The sequence below is a fragment of the Psychrobacter muriicola 2pS genome (genome assembly GCF_904846535.1).
Lineage (GTDB): Bacteria > Pseudomonadota > Gammaproteobacteria > Pseudomonadales > Moraxellaceae > Psychrobacter > Psychrobacter aquimaris.
Window position 1 is genome coordinate 112392 of sequence record NZ_CAJHBC010000001.1, and the last position, 15976, is coordinate 128367.

Genomic DNA, 15976 nt, shown 5'->3' on the forward strand with positions numbered 1-15976 from the left:
TTATAGGCTCACAATAATCAAATGTTCTTTTATATATCGTTCATCTTGTTAACCAAGAAATAACATTTTTTATCTTGAAAAGCCTTAATCGCTCTCTCTATATATTAGTATTACCGAATATATAGAGAGAGACAATGCCGTTCATCTGACATTCAATACCGCTCATACAATTATATAACAAAAAATGAATATATTGTCGGCATTCGCTACTTGTTTGTATTAAATATCCTTACTTTTTTTAAATTATCTGTTATGAAAATTAATAAAACATACGCTTATATATACATTTTAGAGATATTTTAAGCGTATGTTCACTGTCTAGGCCATCTCTTATCAGCGCTTAGATCCAATGGGCAAGGTGATTTGCACAACCAACCCTTGAATACCATCTTGGCGATTGTAGACATGGATCTGACCCTTGTGCGCCATTACCACCGCATGGACGATGGCCAAACCCAAGCCATATCCACCCGTTTCGCGATGGCGGGCTGAATCAAGTCGTACAAAGGGCTGAAAAATACGCTCTACATCTTTATCTGCGACGCCGCCGCCCTCATCCATTATGCTGATTTGAATTGCAGTTTTCTTATCCTCCATCTCCACTTCTTTAATCTCAGCAATCACTGTTGAATCAGAGGCAGTATGCATAAAGGCATTGCGAATGACGTTTTCAAGCGCACTATGCAACTGCTCTTGATTACCTAGCACAGTCCAAGGAGTGGTTGAGGCAGAGTCTGAAACGAGTGTATGACTCGGTTGCCATTGCCAGCGCACGTTTTTATGTTGAAACTCAAAGCAAACGTCTTGTCCAATTTCACTGATAATGTCAGAAATATCAACTATTTCGTTCTCTATATTATCGATCGTATATTGCTGCATTTGTAGAGATTGAATATGGATGATTTGCTCGATCAACTCATTCATCCGCGCCGACTCTTTATCGATACGGTCAAGATAACGACTAGCATTCGGCGCAAAGTCTCGAGTCAGCTCAGTCGCAACATCAAGACGCGCCAATGGTGATCGTAGCTCGTGCGAGATATCACTTAACATCTGTTTACGTGCCAGCTCACTCTCAGCCAGACGTGTTGAGAGTTTGGCCACATCTTTAGCAAGCAAACCCAACTCATCATCTCCCATGTTTGATAAATTTGGATGGGCTTGATAATCACCACCAATCATACGGTGTACGGTGTTTTGCACACGGCGAATACGCTGGGTCAATGTGCGACTCAGCCAAATACAAACCAAGACGCTAAAAATAATAATCAACAGTAAACGTATGGGAAAATTGCCACGTTGCAGCGCCACGACGTCTGAAAACCGTAGATGCGGACGCAACTGTATGATCACAGCCTGCTCATCTGGTAAGACGACCGTCATGTCCGCCAGTTCAGGACGACTATCAGGATCAGCTACCTGCCCGCGATTCGGGGTCATCGGTGACAGGATATGATTTAAAAGCGACGGCTCATTATCCGATATTCTATCCTCATGACTACCAGACATTTGATTATCAGGCTTTTCATTATTAGGATTAGGCATTGACTGCATTGGTGGCATTGGTAAATGCCCCATTACCTGTCGATCGCCCTCTATAGGGTCTTGCCTACGCTCATCTCTATCACGATAACGCGGAAATATAATCGCACCTTGCTCATCATAGACTCTTATCTGACTCATAAGCCGCCGATCTTGACGATACATCTCCCTGACAGTGGTTAAATCACCCACTTGTAGCGCCTCAATCATCTCTTGGCGCTTAACCAACAAACTATCAATTTGCACATCCATACGAGCGGTTAGTGCTTTTTCGACCAGCCAGCGCTCCACCATGATAGATAAGATAGAGGTGATGAGGATCGTTAATAATAGACTTAGAAACAACCGCCAAAATATCGTGATTCGCACTTTAAATTTAGGTGCTTGCTCAAGTGCTTTATTAGGTTCTCTCTTAGGGGCTTTTTTAGCAGTATTCATCGATGAGTCCGTCATTACAACACCAGCTGATAGCCTTTACCACGAACCGCCTTGATAGGCTCATCGTGGAAAGGTTGGAGTTTTTTGCGCAATCGTGAGACATGCACATCAAGGCTACGATCGAACGGCTGTAATTCACGCTGCAATACATGCTCTGACAGCCATGCTTTGCTCACCACCTCACCTTTTTGTTTTAATAGCGCAACCAATAAATCAAATTCTGTGCCAGTGACTTGTAGCTCTATGCCATCTATCTGACAAAGCCGTTGGTTTTGATCCAGATGCAAACGACTGTCTGGTAGCGGCGTATGCTCTGATGCCGCCGCATTGGTACGCTTGATGACTGCATTGATACGTGCCAGCAGCTCTCGAGGATTGCAAGGTTTGGTAATATAATCATCAGCACCCAGCTCCAGCCCAATGATACGGTCAATCTCCTCCCCTTTTGCCGTCAGCATGATGACAGGGATATCACTGATATTGGGCAATTGACGCAAGACACTCAATCCATCTGTTTTTGGCATCATAATATCTAACACCAGCAAATCATAAGCAGAAGCACCATTAAGCATATTATTACTTGCGGTTTTTAGTTTCTGTATGACAGCTTCACCATCGTGAACGCAGTCGCATGTCACGCCATGATTATGCAAATATTCTTGTAACAACTGGGTCAATTCTTCGTCATCATCGCCTAGTAGTATGTGTGGCACATTTTTCTCCTTGAGCGTTAGATCGCTTTATTAGCCATATTATCAGTCAATTGCTTATCGATTCGCTATAAACGTTACCTTTCTTAATACTTCATAAATGTTCGTAACCTTTAACTGTCGTAATATAGCGTCTATCAGCGACAAATACTGATGATAAGCAATGATGGATAGTGGCTATCCGGGACACTCCCCATTCATAGGCTGATCAGATAAAAACTGACTTTTTCGCAACCAATAACGTATGCACCATAAATTAAGGTAATGATGATGAAAAAATTATTAATGGGCTCAGTATTAGCAATGTCTAGCATTTTCACCGTAACGGCTTGTACCAGTGTTAATGCGACCACTGATACCACACCAACGACCAGCAAAATGCAGCATAAAGATGGCATGAAAAAAGGCGGCATGAGAGGTCCAATGTCACAGCTAGATCTAACGGCGACGCAACAAGCGCAAATCAAGGCCATCATGCAAGCACAACACGGCGACCGAAAAGCGGACCGTACAAAAAACCAAGCAGAACGTGTGCAAATGCATCAACAAATGCAAGCATTGACCAATGCCAGTACTCTAAACACAGCCGCAGTCAATCGCTTAGCTGATCAGCAAGCAGCTAAAACCAAGCAGCGCTTCGTGGAGCGCGTACAAGCTCAACACGCTATTTCTCAAGTATTGACCGCTGAGCAACGTGCAAAACTTGCCAAATTACAAGCCGAAAAAATGGCGAAAGGTCATAAAGGCTCAGAGCACGGTAAAATGCATGGCAAACAACGCCAAGGCATGTAGTAAGTTAAGGCATGTAAGTTTTATCAATACAGAGACTTGTATTAATATTTAATGTCTTATAAGAGTTAATATGACAATATGAAAAAGCGCATCGTATAAACGGTGCGCTTTTTAGTTTTCAATTTCAATAAAGACTAACTAAACTTACCTACGATTAATCAGCCTTAAGTCAGCCTTTATTCAATCACCCCAAACTTCTCTTTAGTCATTGGTATGACACTAAACATCATTTTGCCCATCGCCGTACCATTGCCATCGCGATAATACTGCATCAACTCGCTACCATACTCTCGCATATCAATACTATTACTGGCATTAGGCACTTGCACATCACTTGGTAAATTGGGAAATGCCATGTCTTTAGCGCTTATAGCGGAATACTGCTGCAGAACATCTATGACCATGTTCTTATTAGAGGCGGTTTCGCTCGGAATCTCACTACGCAGATGCTGCCATTTGAGCTGACCACGCTTATCAAATCCATATAACTCTTGCGTCTCTGCATTCGCTAGCATTGCATCTTCTTTTATCTCTGCTATCGTTTCCTCTGTTGTCTCACTGCCACCATTCATGTCACTCTTTATCATTGCCAACATTTGCTGTACTAACGCTTTACTGGTAAATTTATCAGCATTTGTGTTGCCTACCTCGTAAGGCTCGCTTTCTTTGACCAGTTCTGGATATCTCTGACTAATCCGCTCGTAAACGATGCGCATATAATCTTGATAAAACTGCTCATAACTCTCAGCACTTTGTACACGGCGAATGACTTGGTTACTTGCTAGCATTGCTGGTAGCTGATGCGCGGGTAACTTGGGAGAGAGCGAGGCTAGCGCATTAGGGGCGACATAATCAAACTGGCTAATAGGTGCGGCATCAAATGTGGCATCTAGTGCCGCAAAGTGGCTTTTTATCAATTCACTACCAAAGCCTTTGGGTAAGGTGCCATCATCAATGGCTAACTTTAACCACTTGTTGCGCCACTTTGTACCGAGCTTATCGTCTAACAGTTCTGAATTAAACATCGCAAAATTATCTGCCCACAAATAAATATTACCGTTTTTAAAATCCAGATAAATAGGCTGATTGATACTGCTTTGATGATTACGCGCTTGATACTGCGCGCTCGCTAGCATGGTCGCCTTGCCAGCCATTGGCTGATAAATGCCTTGTGCATTGATAGACAACGGCTTTAGCATATAAGCATCTAACAGCTGTGCTTTTTTGACATCTTGCACTGTCGCTCGGTCATCGTAATTGTCAAATAACTGTTGGTAAGACGCTGGTACGATGATATCACTATCATAGTTGCTCTCTACCCACGCCTCATACGCATCTGTACACTCAAGGTAGCGGTCTTTCAGCGCTGTTCGCTGAGCATCATAATCTATCGCCAAAATGTCTTTACTTTGCGCTTCTGCTTGGGCAATTAAGGCAGCATATGCTTGATCATGTGTGTCTTCGCAGTATTCATCGATATAGCCTGAGGCGACTGGCGCTTTGGCACCTATTTTAGTATTTATATTGCTAAATTTCTGCTCGTTACTAATCTCAAGATTGCTATGGTAACTAAAAGACTGGCGGCGCTGCTTTTGTAACGCAGTCGCCAATGCTGTCTTTGCCGCCGCTGGCGTTTGCTTGGCAGTCATCGCGTTAGATTGGTCAAGACTGGTAGATTGGCAACCCGTTAATAATAGTGCTCCTGTGACTAATGCACCAGTAAATAGGCGATTGCCATTAAGAACTGACGCAAGGCTCGCTGACGAAAGACGACTTGCAATGATTTTATGTACTTTTTTCATTTTTTATCCTTAATAGATGTGAGCTGAAATGGGACAAGATAATGCTATTTAGTCTCTATCTTTCATTATCTTTAGCATCGCCAAAACGGCTCTCATCAACAGCGTCTGTGCTATGACTACTCTCATATTCGTCACTGCTGTAATCATTCTCTAAACTGCCATCCTGATAGTCGTAACGCGCATAACGTGCCGCTTGCAGTCTGTCTTTTTGTTGGCGTTGCTCTGCCATCCACGCGTTACCATCGATAGCCGCTTTAGCATTTGTACCAAAAGACTCGGTCAATAAAGGCGTTAGTGCATGGTTATTAAAGCTGCTTTTATCATAACGTACTTGATTTAGCATAGTCGTGGTAGAGCCCATCAAGTCGCCGCCAATATTTACCCGCTGCTGCTTGGCAAGCAGGCGATCTGAGCTGTCTAAATAATAGTAATTTATCTGATTGAAAGAGATCGGACCGATGGCCTCAATAAGCTGCAATAGCGAGCCCACATCCGCACTTTGGTAGCCTTTGTTGTATAGCTGCACTTTCGCAAGCGCGGTTTTTAGCATCGCGCCATCAGGATATTTCTGTGGATTGGCATCGACATAATCCTGTAGCGACTTTGTCATGTATTTTAAGGTTTTGCCGATCATCTCACCGCTTTGCTGGCTGCCAAAATATACTTTTACCGCACGACTCGCCCCGACTTCTTTGGCAAAGGCATCATGACGAATATCTACCGCGCTAAAGTGCTCAGGCGCAAGCTCTGCCATGCTACTCTGTATGGCAGAAATAGCGGCATCATAAAGCACTGCTGGCGGTAGCTGCGCGGTAATACTCTCTGGCAACCCAAAACTGACGGTATGTGAGGTCATTTGGTTAGGTAAAGGGGTGTTTTCAGGATTAACAAGCGCCACGATAGGCATGATTGCCGATGGGTCTACCGTGATGCTGCTGTTATTAAAATCAAACGCTAACGGTATCTGCACGGATGAGCTAATCGTCGGCGTCACATAATCATAGCTGTAGACGCTCTGTAGTTGTCGCTGTTTGGGTTTGTACTGACTGACACTATTAAACGTTAAATTTTGATATTGATAAGCATTTGACGCCGCTATCTGTTCAGGCGTGCGATGGAACATACTCAGCATTTGACCAATGATACCCGTAGATGATGCTGGTTGGCTTTCTTGTGCTACAGCCTCTGATTGTGGTTTGGCCATTTGCATGGCTTCATAGTTTTTTAACAGAGTTTTGGGCTTTAGGTTGGAGACCCCTGAGAGAATGCCGCTATTCCTATCGTTGTAATCGCTATCATCATAATCCTCTGTGTCATAACCATATTCATCGTAATTATCAGCAGCATAGCCCTCCTGTTCATAATCACTCTCAGCCGCAGCGTCATATGCACGGTCTTCAACGATAACGGCCTCGTCTACAGCTATCGCATCACCAGCTTCAGCTAGCTCGGAATCGTCATCACTGTCGTCATTAGCATTCGATCCGCTTTCGCTGTAAGCACTATCTAAATATTCAGGCTCATAAGCATAAGCTTCTATAATCGTTCTAAGTAAGCTACTAGAGCCTGCATCGATGCTATCTGGATCAATAAAAGGTACGGTTTGATAATTGGCTTGTGCGACCGCCACATGCTCTGTCGCAAGGTGCTGACGAATAGCCACCAGTAAATGTGATTTGGCTTGATTGTCCGTATTAGGATATTTTTCTTGGTCAAATAATTGCTGATAACGTTCAGATTTGGCAGTGAGGCTGGCATTAAATGCACGACCTTGGGCTTGGCTTTGTACACTATCGGCGGTACTAAAATCCATCATGCTTTTTGATACAGCGGACGATGATAAAGCAGGGCTTGATTGACAGCCCAAAAGCGCCAGAGACGTACTACCAGCCAACAAGATGATAGAAGTCAATTTACCTGTCTGATATACATGATCGTTATTATTGATAGACGAATTATGACTCGTCATCTCAGAATAGCGCTGTCGATGATGGTTATTAGTATGGTTTGATGACATAGTAATCTCTTTGTATAAATAGCCAGTCTATAATTAGTGTACATTAGTAGCGTTATTTATATCACAAGACGTTACAGTTTAGTAATGTTAGCGCATGTTTTTTTGAAGGAAATCTTCACTGATAAATAAAGACTTGTTTGCAGTAGCAACTCTGCTACAGGTAAATATCTGTATAAAGGCATCAACGAGACTGCTAGGCTGTATCAAACCTCATATCATAAAAGGGAATAAACAACTTTCTACCACTGGTTATTTTCGTTACTATTCGGGAGTATTTATCACTTTACAATGCTTATAAATTTACCCTTTCCACTCATGTAAAAAGGACTTTACGATGCTAAAACCCGCTTCCCAATTGCATAACGACATCGCTCATTATCATCGGCCTCATGATAAAACCATCTTAACAACAACGCTAAAATCAACCATGCTAATGATTAGCAGCACATTACTGCTGTCTATATCTGCTCATGCTGTTGAACCGACAATCGATAAATCACCTACCATCAACCAAACGTCAATTAACACCAGCGCCATCAATTTCGCAATTATGGCTGATAATCCAACTGTCTTGTCTGAAACCAAACGCATCACACGGGCAAAAACCACTACTCTCAAAACCACCTCAAACAATGCCAATAGCGATCAGGCCATTTATTCTGAAGATGCTATTCACCATCCAGTATGGGCAAAAAATGGCATGGTCGCCACCCAAGAAGCACTTGCTTCTGACATCGGTTTACAGATTTTGAAAGACGGTGGTAATGCGGTAGATGCTGGGGTCGCGGTTGGCTTTGCTCTCGCAGTGACCTTGCCACGTGCTGGTAACATCGGTGGTGGCGGTTTTATGATAATTTATGATGCCAAGCAAGGTAAAACTGTAGCGCTTGATTATCGCGAAAAAGCACCAAGTAGCGCCTCTCGTGATATGTATCTCGACGATGAGGGCAACGCAGTCAGTGACTTATCTCGTTATCATGGCTTAGCCGTTGGTGTCCCAGGTACGGTAGCAGGGCTACTAAAAGCACTAGAAGAGCATGGCACCATGAGCCGCGAGCAAGTCATGGCACCAGCGATCGCATTGGCAGAAGATGGCATAGAAGTCACCGCTGGCTTGTCCGAATCGCTTACTGCTTTGAGTGATCGCTTGCAAAAATGGCCAAGCACCAAAAAGGTATTTTTTAAAGCGGACGGTAGCGCTTATCAACCGGGCGAGCGGTTAAAACAGCCTGAACTTGCCCGCTCGCTAAAGCGGATCGCGGTACAAGGTGCAGACGGATTTTATAAAGGTGAAACCGCGCGTGACATCGTAAAAGCCGTCAATGAAGCAGGCGGTAGCATGAGCTTGCAGGATTTAGCCGATTACGAAGCCATCGCCCGCGTGCCTGTCAAAGGAGATTACCGTGGTTATGAGATTGTCTCAATGCCACCGCCCTCCTCTGGCGGTATTCACATTATTGAAATATTAAATATCTTAGAAGGTTATCCGCTCAAAGACTACGGTCAAAACAGCGCACAAACCATTCATTTGATGGCAGAAGCGATGCAACTTGCTTATGCAGATCGAGCTGAGTACCTAGGTGATTCGGATTTTATTGATGTCCCTGCCAGCGGCTTAACCTCACAAGCTTATGCAGATAAACTGCGCACGTTAATCAACCCAAACAAAGCCACGCCAGCAGCTACTATCAAAGCCAACAACCCGCTCCCTTATGAAAGCGATCAAACCACGCATTTCTCTATCGTTGATAAAGACGGCAATGCCATAGCCAATACCTATACGCTGAACTTCTCTTATGGCACAGGTCTCGTGGCTGACGGCACAGGGATCTTGTTAAATAACGAAATGGACGATTTTTCTGCTAAGCCTGGTGTGCCTAACGGTTACGGATTATTAGGCGGTGAAGCAAATGCCGTTGAAGCCAATAAACGCCCGCTATCCTCTATGAGTCCGACGCTGGTCTTTAAAGACAGCAAACCTTATATCGTTACTGGCAGTCCCGGTGGTAGCCGTATCATCACTACCGTCACCCAAATCATCTCGAACGTCATCGATCATGATATGAATATCGCTGAGGCAACACATGCTCCGCGTATTCACGATCAATGGCTACCTGATGAGATTCGAGTTGAGAAAGCACTGAATATTGATACGGTTAAAAAGCTTGAGTCAATGGGTCATACAGTCAGTCCAAAATCAGCGATGGGCTCTACACAATCAATTATGCTGACACCAAATGGCGTTTACGGCTCGTCTGATCCGCGTATCGTCGATGCGGCGGTGGTTGGGTATTGAGTGACGAGTATTTTTGCTAAATCACTATAACAAGCATTCTCTATATCATAATGATATAGAGAATGCTTGTTATATCATCCTTATAATAAAAACCATTTCACCCAATCAATACAACTTGATCTTATCAAAGAAGTCATTGTCTAGTAATAATTTTGGTCTGGCATTGACCTCTTTTAGACCCACCTTATGTTGCATCATAAGCTCTATGAGATTCATTTGATCAATGAGTATCAGACTGTGCGAATCCGTTGCATTGGCATATTCTTGCGCAGGCTTGGTAAAGCTCATCGTGGTAATAAACAAGCCATGGTGATTGGTTTTTTGTGGTGGATAAGCACCGATAAAGTTTTTCAAGTCGCCATTAGATATATTATTACAAGCACTATATAATTTGGCTTGAATATAATAATTGTGCACCTCGCCATCGGGGAAATCCTGAATAATCAGCCCATCAATGCCATTGTCATTCGAGCGTCCAGTATGACGCGAGGTTAAATTACTTTCAGGACTTTCAATCTCTAAAGAGCGTTCAATCAGTTTTAGACAAAACCATTCAAACTGTAAAGGTGACAAGCTTTCAAGCTGTGCCATAATCATATCAGGCGTTACTTTGACAAAATCATTACCAACTCTCTATAGAATACCGTGCGACCAACGGTATTCCGCGTACTTAAGTTTTTTATGGTTTGTATACCCGCATTTAACATGTCACCAAATGCGGGCAGCTTCGTAATGTTACTCATAATATTATCGTCTTTGTTTGATTACATGAACATTATTGCGTAAAAGAAGGCGTCAAATAGGCTTTGTTTCGCAATAATTTAAGGACAAAAGTTTATGCTACCAACTATTGAGATAAAACACAGCAAAATTTCACCTTTATGAATAAGAAAAAAATCCTCTCACTAAGATTAAAGCCTTTGAATCAGTGGCTGTCTGCGGCAAATAATGCTATTATTGACGACCCCATTTAAAACGTATCAACATAGCTATCGAGGTCTTATTTACCTCTGAATATCAATGTAAATGACTGATAAACATCCTTTATCTTATCGATAGCTTGTTACTTTTGATCGTACTAGTAAGAGTCTTCTATGGCATTTGTACACCTTGGTATCCACAGCGAATATTCAATCACTGATTCTATCGTGCGTATCAAGCCGCTAGTGAAAGCCGCGTCGGCTGATCAGCAGCGCGCGCTGGCATTGACCGATTTGTCCAACTTGTATGCCACGGTGAAGTTCTATCGTGCCTGCCTAGGTGCTGGTATCAAGCCCATTATCGGCAGCGAAGTCATTATGGAAAATGAAGACACACGGCTCACCCTACTTGCGATGAACAACGAGGGCTATCAAAACATCACTCGTATCGTATCGCTCGGGTTTACCGAAGGGCGCGCCGACGATGCTAATCATGGCGTACCGGTCGTCAAGCGCAGTCATATTTTAGCGCATGCGGCTGGCGTGATTGTCTTGTTTACTGAAAAGTCAGATGTTGGTCAGGCACTGGTCGGCTCCATGCCAGAAAAAGCCGATGAGCTGCTGACAGAATGGCAAGCGCAATTTGATGATCGCTTATATTTTGCTATCAAGCGTACCAATCGCTCAGGTGAAGACGCCTTTATTAAAGCCGCCATTCACTCAGGTGCCAAACATAATATTCCTATCATTGCGCATAATGACGTGCGCTTCTTAGAGCAAGATGATTTTGATGCCCATGAAGCGCGAGTCTGTATCGCAGGCTCGTATGTACTTGCTGATCAAAATCGCCCGCAGACCTATTCAGATGAGCAATATCTAAAAACCCAAGCGCAAATGGTGCAATTATTTGCTGATATTCCGCAGGTGATTGACAATACTTTACGCTTAGCAACACGCTGTAATGTGACCTTGACGCTTGGTATCAATGTATTGCCTGACTTTCCTGTGCCTGAAGGTGAGACGATTGAATCGTTTTTCCGCGCAGAGTCAATGCGAGGTCTTAACAATCGATTAGACAAACTGTTTCCGGTTGAGGAACGCAGCGATAACTGGAGCGACTTTCGCCAAAAATATGATGAGCGCTTAGAATACGAGCTGGAAGTTATTTTATCCATGGGCTTCCCCGGTTACTTCTTAATCGTGATGGACTTCATTCGCTGGGCAAAAGCCAATGGCGTGCCCGTCGGACCGGGTCGTGGTTCTGGTGCGGGCTCACTCGTCGCTTATGCGTTAAACATTACCGACCTTGATCCTATTCATTACGATCTATTATTTGAGCGCTTCTTAAACCCTGAGCGGGTATCCATGCCCGATTTCGATATTGACTTTTGTATTGAAGGTCGTGACCGCGTTATTGATTATGTTGCGCAAACTTATGGGCGTGAAGCGGTCTCGCAAATTATTACCTTTGGTACTATGGCGGCAAAAGCGGTGGTACGAGATGTGGCGCGCGTACAGAGCAAATCTTACTTTCTTGCCAGCAAATTGTCTAAATTGATTCCAAAAACCCCTGGTATTACGCTCAGTCAAGCACTCGAGCAAGAGCCGCAGCTTAAGGATTTAATATCCAATCCCGATAACATGGATTATGAAGATGCCATTGAAATTTGGGAGATGGCGATTAAGCTTGAAGGTGTCTGCCGTAACGTCGGTAAACATGCGGGTGGTGTATTAATTGCCCCGCATAAAATCACCGATTTTAGTGCCATCTATTGTGATGACGAAGGTCACCGTGTCAGCCAGTTTGATAAAGATGATGTCGAAGCAGTTGGTCTGGTGAAGTTTGACTTTTTGGGTCTACGTAACTTAACGGTCATCAATGCTGCGGTTGAAAACATCAACCTGCGCCGTGCCAAAGAAGGCAAAGATGCGTTAGTGTTAGAAGACCTACCGTTAGATGATAAAAAAGCCTACAAGCTCTTGCAAGATGCTAAGACCACTGCCGTCTTTCAGCTAGAAAGTATGGGTATGAAAAAATATCTAGCAAAACTACAACCGACCAACATCGAAGATGTGATCGCCATGTGTGCGCTTTATCGCCCAGGCCCACTGGACGCTGGCATGGTAGAGATGTATATCGACCGTAAGCATGGTCGTGAGGAAGTCATCTATGACCATCCTAACCTTGAGCCGATTTTAGAAAATACCAATGGCGTTATTGTCTATCAAGAACAGGTCATGCAAATCTCGCAGGTGATGGCAGGCTATAGCTTGGGCGGTGCAGATATGCTACGCCGAGCCATGGGTAAAAAGAAGCCTGAAGAGATGGCTAAGCAGCGCGATATTTTCGTCACAGGTGCTACTGCACAAGGTATTGATGAAGCGACGTCAGGCGGCGTGTTTGACTTGATGGAAAAATTCGCGGGTTACGGTTTTAACCGCTCGCATTCTGCAGCATATGGCGTGCTCGCTTATCAGACCGCTTATCTCAAACAGTACTACCCTGCTGAATTTATGGCAGCGGTATTGACGTCTGATATGAACAACACTGATAACGTGGTGTTCTTTATCAATGATTGCCGTGAAAATTTTGAGTTAACTGTGGTCAATCCATCCGTGAACCGCAGTGAGTGGCATTTTGTCGCTGATACGCCGACCAATATCATTTATGGCTTGGGTGCGATTAAAGGGGTTGGCGAAGGGGCGGTTGAATCTATCGTTGATGCGCGCCGCCGTGAAGGCCCGTTTAAAGATTTATACGACTTTTGTCGCCGTGTAGATATTAAAAAGGTTAATAAGCGCACGCTTGAAGGACTGATAAACGCTGGATGTTTCGACGATTTTGCTGCTACTTTGCGACCTGACTTGCCAGCGGACACCGCGTACGAGATTCGCGGTGCACTCATGAGTCAATTACCAAGCGCCGTACAAGCCGCTGAACAAGACCGCCAAAACCGTGAAATCGGTATGATGGACTTGTTTGGTGAAATGGATGGTGTCGTCGCCGCGCCGCCATTGGTCATGACGCCAGAGTTAATTTGGGGCGACAAACACCGCCTGAAAGCGGAAAAGAACACGTTGGGATTGTACTTGACGGGTCATCCAATCAATGAATACTTGGATGAGTTAAAACGCTATACCTCTGGTACACGTCTCAACAAGCTAGCCGATACTGGCTATAATGGTAGCTGTTATTTTGCCGGATTGATTATTGATATTGCCAACTTTGGTAATCGCAATGTCATTATCTTAGACGATGGTACATCAAGACTAGAAGTCAGTTGCTATGCTGAGCGTTTCAATCGTGTCAAAGAACAGTTGAAAATTGATGAAGTCGTCATCATCAAAGGCAGCATCCGTGAGCGTGATGGGCGTTTATTTGCCCGTCTCGATAGTGCCATGAGCATGATTGATGCGCGCCTAAGATGGATGAAAAAAATCAGTATCAAAATTCATGGCAGCGATATCAATCTGCTGACACGTATGCAACCTTTACTCAAGTCTGCACAAGCCAGTATTATTCCAGCACCAAAACTGTCGTATGACAACGAGCAAGACGAGCAAAGTGGCAACTTTAATGGCAATAGTGGCTACGATACTGCGATGGGCGGAAGTCTGTATGATGAAAATGGCAATGATTTATTGGCGCTAGAAAATGACATGAATCAAGATGCCTTTCATCAAAATAGTGCCATTCAAAGCTATGCGAACAATGCTCTAAGCAATACCGATGCTTCTATCAATGACAATTGCCTGCCACTAGGACTGAGCATTTATGAGGAATTTGGCATCGCTAACGTAGGGCTATCTGAGCATTGGCGCATCTACCCTAACGATGACAACTTACAGCAATTAAAAAATATGGTTAGTGAAGACAATTTGCATTTCCATTATAGCTAGGGCGTGTCCTCATTTTAAAAATGGTGATAAAAATGAGATAAATTGCCGTTAAACAAGAAAAGTAGCGCAAATAATATCGAGATATTAATAAGCTATTTGACGATGTTTGGCAAAATTTAGCCATTTTTAGCCCATTTATAAAGTAATCGATTGAATTGAGGACACGCCCTAGTACTTGAATGAATATTGAAGTATTTATTACAAACCCTTTACTGTTTTAACTTTTAAAATTGGACATAAAACCATGGATGAAACCCCAAATAAAAATATGGCTCACCAAGCTGAAGAAATCATTAATCATGAGCAATTTGAAGACATGCGTGATTTGTTAGAAGAAGACTTTGCTGATTTAATACAAGTGTATATTACTGACAGTCAGCAGCGAGTGGGTGCGCTGCGAGTCGCTCAGCAAGAAGACGACAACACCAATGGTTTTGAGCTTGCTCATGCGCTAAAAGGTGCCAGCGCCAACTTAGGCACGACCCAATTGATGAGCCTGAGCAGCCAGTTACAAGAGCGCTGCCGCGAGCGTCTTATCAGTGAGCAAGCGGCACTGATTGAAGATATCGCCGTCGCATTGCAACGCGCTGAACAAGAAATCAATCTAAGATTGGGGTTGTAATGAGTAACGATTCTGCCCCTATATTAGCAGCGTCCACTGTCAATAATACGGTGAGCGACTATTTGTCTTGTGTGCAAATTGTCATGGTTAACACCACGTTGCCTGCCAATATTGGCTCAGCAGCACGTGCGATGCATACCATGGGTTTGTCTCGTTTGACGGTCGTTGATCCTAAGCTACCAATTGATGAAACCAGTGTGTCTCATGCAGCAGGTGGCAGTGAGCTGCTATCGTCAGCCTTGATTGCACCTACCTTAGAATCTGCCATTGCAGACTGCCAGTTGGTATTTGCTGCCAGCAGTCGCAGTCGTCATTTGCCTCGCCCTGTCGTGACACCCACGCAAGCTGCCCAGATTATGTTTGATTTCATCGATAAACAGTCGGCATTGAGCACAGACGATAGTAACGCTGATACCCGATCGGCTGCTACTTTTAGTAAACCAAATATCGCTATCTTGTTTGGACGTGAAGATCGCGGATTGACCAATGAGGAATTGGCTTATGCAGATTATCATATCCAAATTGATGCCAACCCTGCTTATCCTGTATTAAATGTCGCTTCAGCCGTGCAAGTAATCGCCAGCTTTATCTTTGCTTACGCCCAAACGCATACTCAGACAACGGATAGTTTAGATACTGCTTTGAGCACTACTGTTCAGCCAACGCTCGATGTACATTTACGTCAGCAATGGGATGAACCCGCCATTACCCAACAGCAATTGCAACAGCTGACGCATCGCACGACTGAACTGATGGTTCAACGTGGTTTAGCCGATAGCGAAAACTTGAAGTCATTACCATCGCGGCTGTCACGACTGGGCTCACGCCTACAGCTTGATCAAAAAGAATATCAACTACTAAGTGCTTTGATTGCCAAACTTGCAAAAGACTAAAGCTTTTAATATGCAAGGTTTCAGGCATTGAGTTTCTATTGCAT

11 protein-coding genes are annotated in these 15976 nt (G+C 43.8%); 5 read left to right on the plus strand and 6 right to left on the minus strand.

The window, feature by feature from the left end; translation table 11 throughout:
• Window positions 1-333: 333 nt before the first annotated feature.
• Window positions 334-1980 carry a sensor histidine kinase gene (locus JMX93_RS00485; RefSeq protein WP_499203543.1) on the minus strand — a complete coding sequence of 549 codons (1647 nt, stop codon included), beginning with the start codon at window positions 1978-1980 and terminating at the stop codon, window positions 334-336.
• A 14-nt stretch (window positions 1981-1994) separates the two neighbouring features.
• A complete protein-coding gene (locus tag JMX93_RS00490) occupies window positions 1995-2693 on the minus strand; it encodes a response regulator transcription factor (protein ID WP_193012777.1) in 699 nt (232 codons plus the stop codon).
• Between the two features lie 267 nt (window positions 2694-2960).
• Here JMX93_RS00490 and JMX93_RS00495 point away from each other — a divergent pair, with 267 nt between their 5' ends.
• Window positions 2961-3482 (plus strand): Spy/CpxP family protein refolding chaperone, encoded by a 522-nt coding sequence (locus JMX93_RS00495; RefSeq protein WP_499203544.1) that lies wholly within the window; start codon window positions 2961-2963, stop codon window positions 3480-3482.
• A 176-nt stretch (window positions 3483-3658) separates the two neighbouring features.
• Here the strand turns inward: JMX93_RS00495 and JMX93_RS00500 are convergent, their stop codons facing one another.
• Window positions 3659-5284 (minus strand): hypothetical protein, encoded by a 1626-nt coding sequence (locus JMX93_RS00500; protein ID WP_499203545.1) that lies wholly within the window; start codon window positions 5282-5284, stop codon window positions 3659-3661.
• Between the two features lie 55 nt (window positions 5285-5339).
• Window positions 5340-7301 (minus strand): hypothetical protein, encoded by a 1962-nt coding sequence (locus JMX93_RS00505; RefSeq protein ID WP_499203546.1) that lies wholly within the window; start codon window positions 7299-7301, stop codon window positions 5340-5342.
• 427 nt (window positions 7302-7728) lie between these two features.
• Between JMX93_RS00505 and ggt the strand changes: the two genes are divergently transcribed.
• Entirely contained in the window at window positions 7729-9597 is a 1869-nt protein-coding gene (gene ggt / locus JMX93_RS00510; RefSeq protein ID WP_443509953.1) for a gamma-glutamyltransferase, read from the plus strand.
• Between the two features lie 105 nt (window positions 9598-9702).
• Here ggt and JMX93_RS00515 read toward each other — a convergent pair whose 3' ends face one another.
• Window positions 9703-10194, minus strand: a complete 492-nt coding sequence (locus JMX93_RS00515; protein WP_499203547.1) for a restriction endonuclease — start codon at window positions 10192-10194, stop codon at window positions 9703-9705.
• Between the two features lie 8 nt (window positions 10195-10202).
• Window positions 10203-10340, minus strand: coding sequence for a hypothetical protein (locus JMX93_RS00520; RefSeq protein ID WP_443557120.1), 138 nt, complete (start codon window positions 10338-10340; stop codon window positions 10203-10205).
• Between the two features lie 351 nt (window positions 10341-10691).
• Between JMX93_RS00520 and dnaE the strand changes: the two genes are divergently transcribed.
• The 3 genes from dnaE to JMX93_RS00535 all read left to right on the plus strand — a co-directional run bounded on the left by dnaE (window position 10692) and on the right by JMX93_RS00535 (window position 15932).
• Window positions 10692-14417, plus strand: a complete 3726-nt coding sequence (dnaE, locus tag JMX93_RS00525) for a DNA polymerase III subunit alpha (protein WP_499203548.1) — start codon at window positions 10692-10694, stop codon at window positions 14415-14417.
• A gap of 244 nt (window positions 14418-14661) precedes the next feature.
• On the plus strand, window positions 14662-15039 hold the full coding sequence (locus JMX93_RS00530; RefSeq protein WP_443509828.1) for an Hpt domain-containing protein: 378 nt from the start codon (window positions 14662-14664) through the stop codon (window positions 15037-15039).
• On the plus strand, window positions 15039-15932 hold the full coding sequence (locus JMX93_RS00535; RefSeq protein ID WP_443509829.1) for an RNA methyltransferase: 894 nt from the start codon (window positions 15039-15041) through the stop codon (window positions 15930-15932). The genes JMX93_RS00530 and JMX93_RS00535 overlap by 1 nt, the downstream gene beginning before the upstream one ends.
• The last annotated feature ends 44 nt before the right edge of the window (window positions 15933-15976 follow it).

Coding starts and splice junctions, on each gene's coding strand:
- JMX93_RS00520 (WP_443557120.1), bottom strand. CDS start 10,340: ATGAGTAACATTACGAAGCTGCCCGCATTTGGTGACATGTTAAATGCG.
- JMX93_RS00530 (WP_443509828.1), top strand. CDS start 14,662: ATGGATGAAACCCCAAATAAAAATATGGCTCACCAAGCTGAAGAAATC.
- JMX93_RS00500 (WP_499203545.1), bottom strand. CDS start 5,284: ATGAAAAAAGTACATAAAATCATTGCAAGTCGTCTTTCGTCAGCGAGC.
- JMX93_RS00515 (WP_499203547.1), bottom strand. CDS start 10,194: ATGATTATGGCACAGCTTGAAAGCTTGTCACCTTTACAGTTTGAATGG.
- dnaE (WP_499203548.1), top strand. CDS start 10,692: ATGGCATTTGTACACCTTGGTATCCACAGCGAATATTCAATCACTGAT.
- JMX93_RS00535 (WP_443509829.1), top strand. CDS start 15,039: ATGAGTAACGATTCTGCCCCTATATTAGCAGCGTCCACTGTCAATAAT.
- JMX93_RS00505 (WP_499203546.1), bottom strand. CDS start 7,301: ATGTCATCAAACCATACTAATAACCATCATCGACAGCGCTATTCTGAG.
- ggt (WP_443509953.1), top strand. CDS start 7,729: ATGCTAATGATTAGCAGCACATTACTGCTGTCTATATCTGCTCATGCT.
- JMX93_RS00495 (WP_499203544.1), top strand. CDS start 2,961: ATGAAAAAATTATTAATGGGCTCAGTATTAGCAATGTCTAGCATTTTC.
- JMX93_RS00485 (WP_499203543.1), bottom strand. CDS start 1,980: ATGAATACTGCTAAAAAAGCCCCTAAGAGAGAACCTAATAAAGCACTT.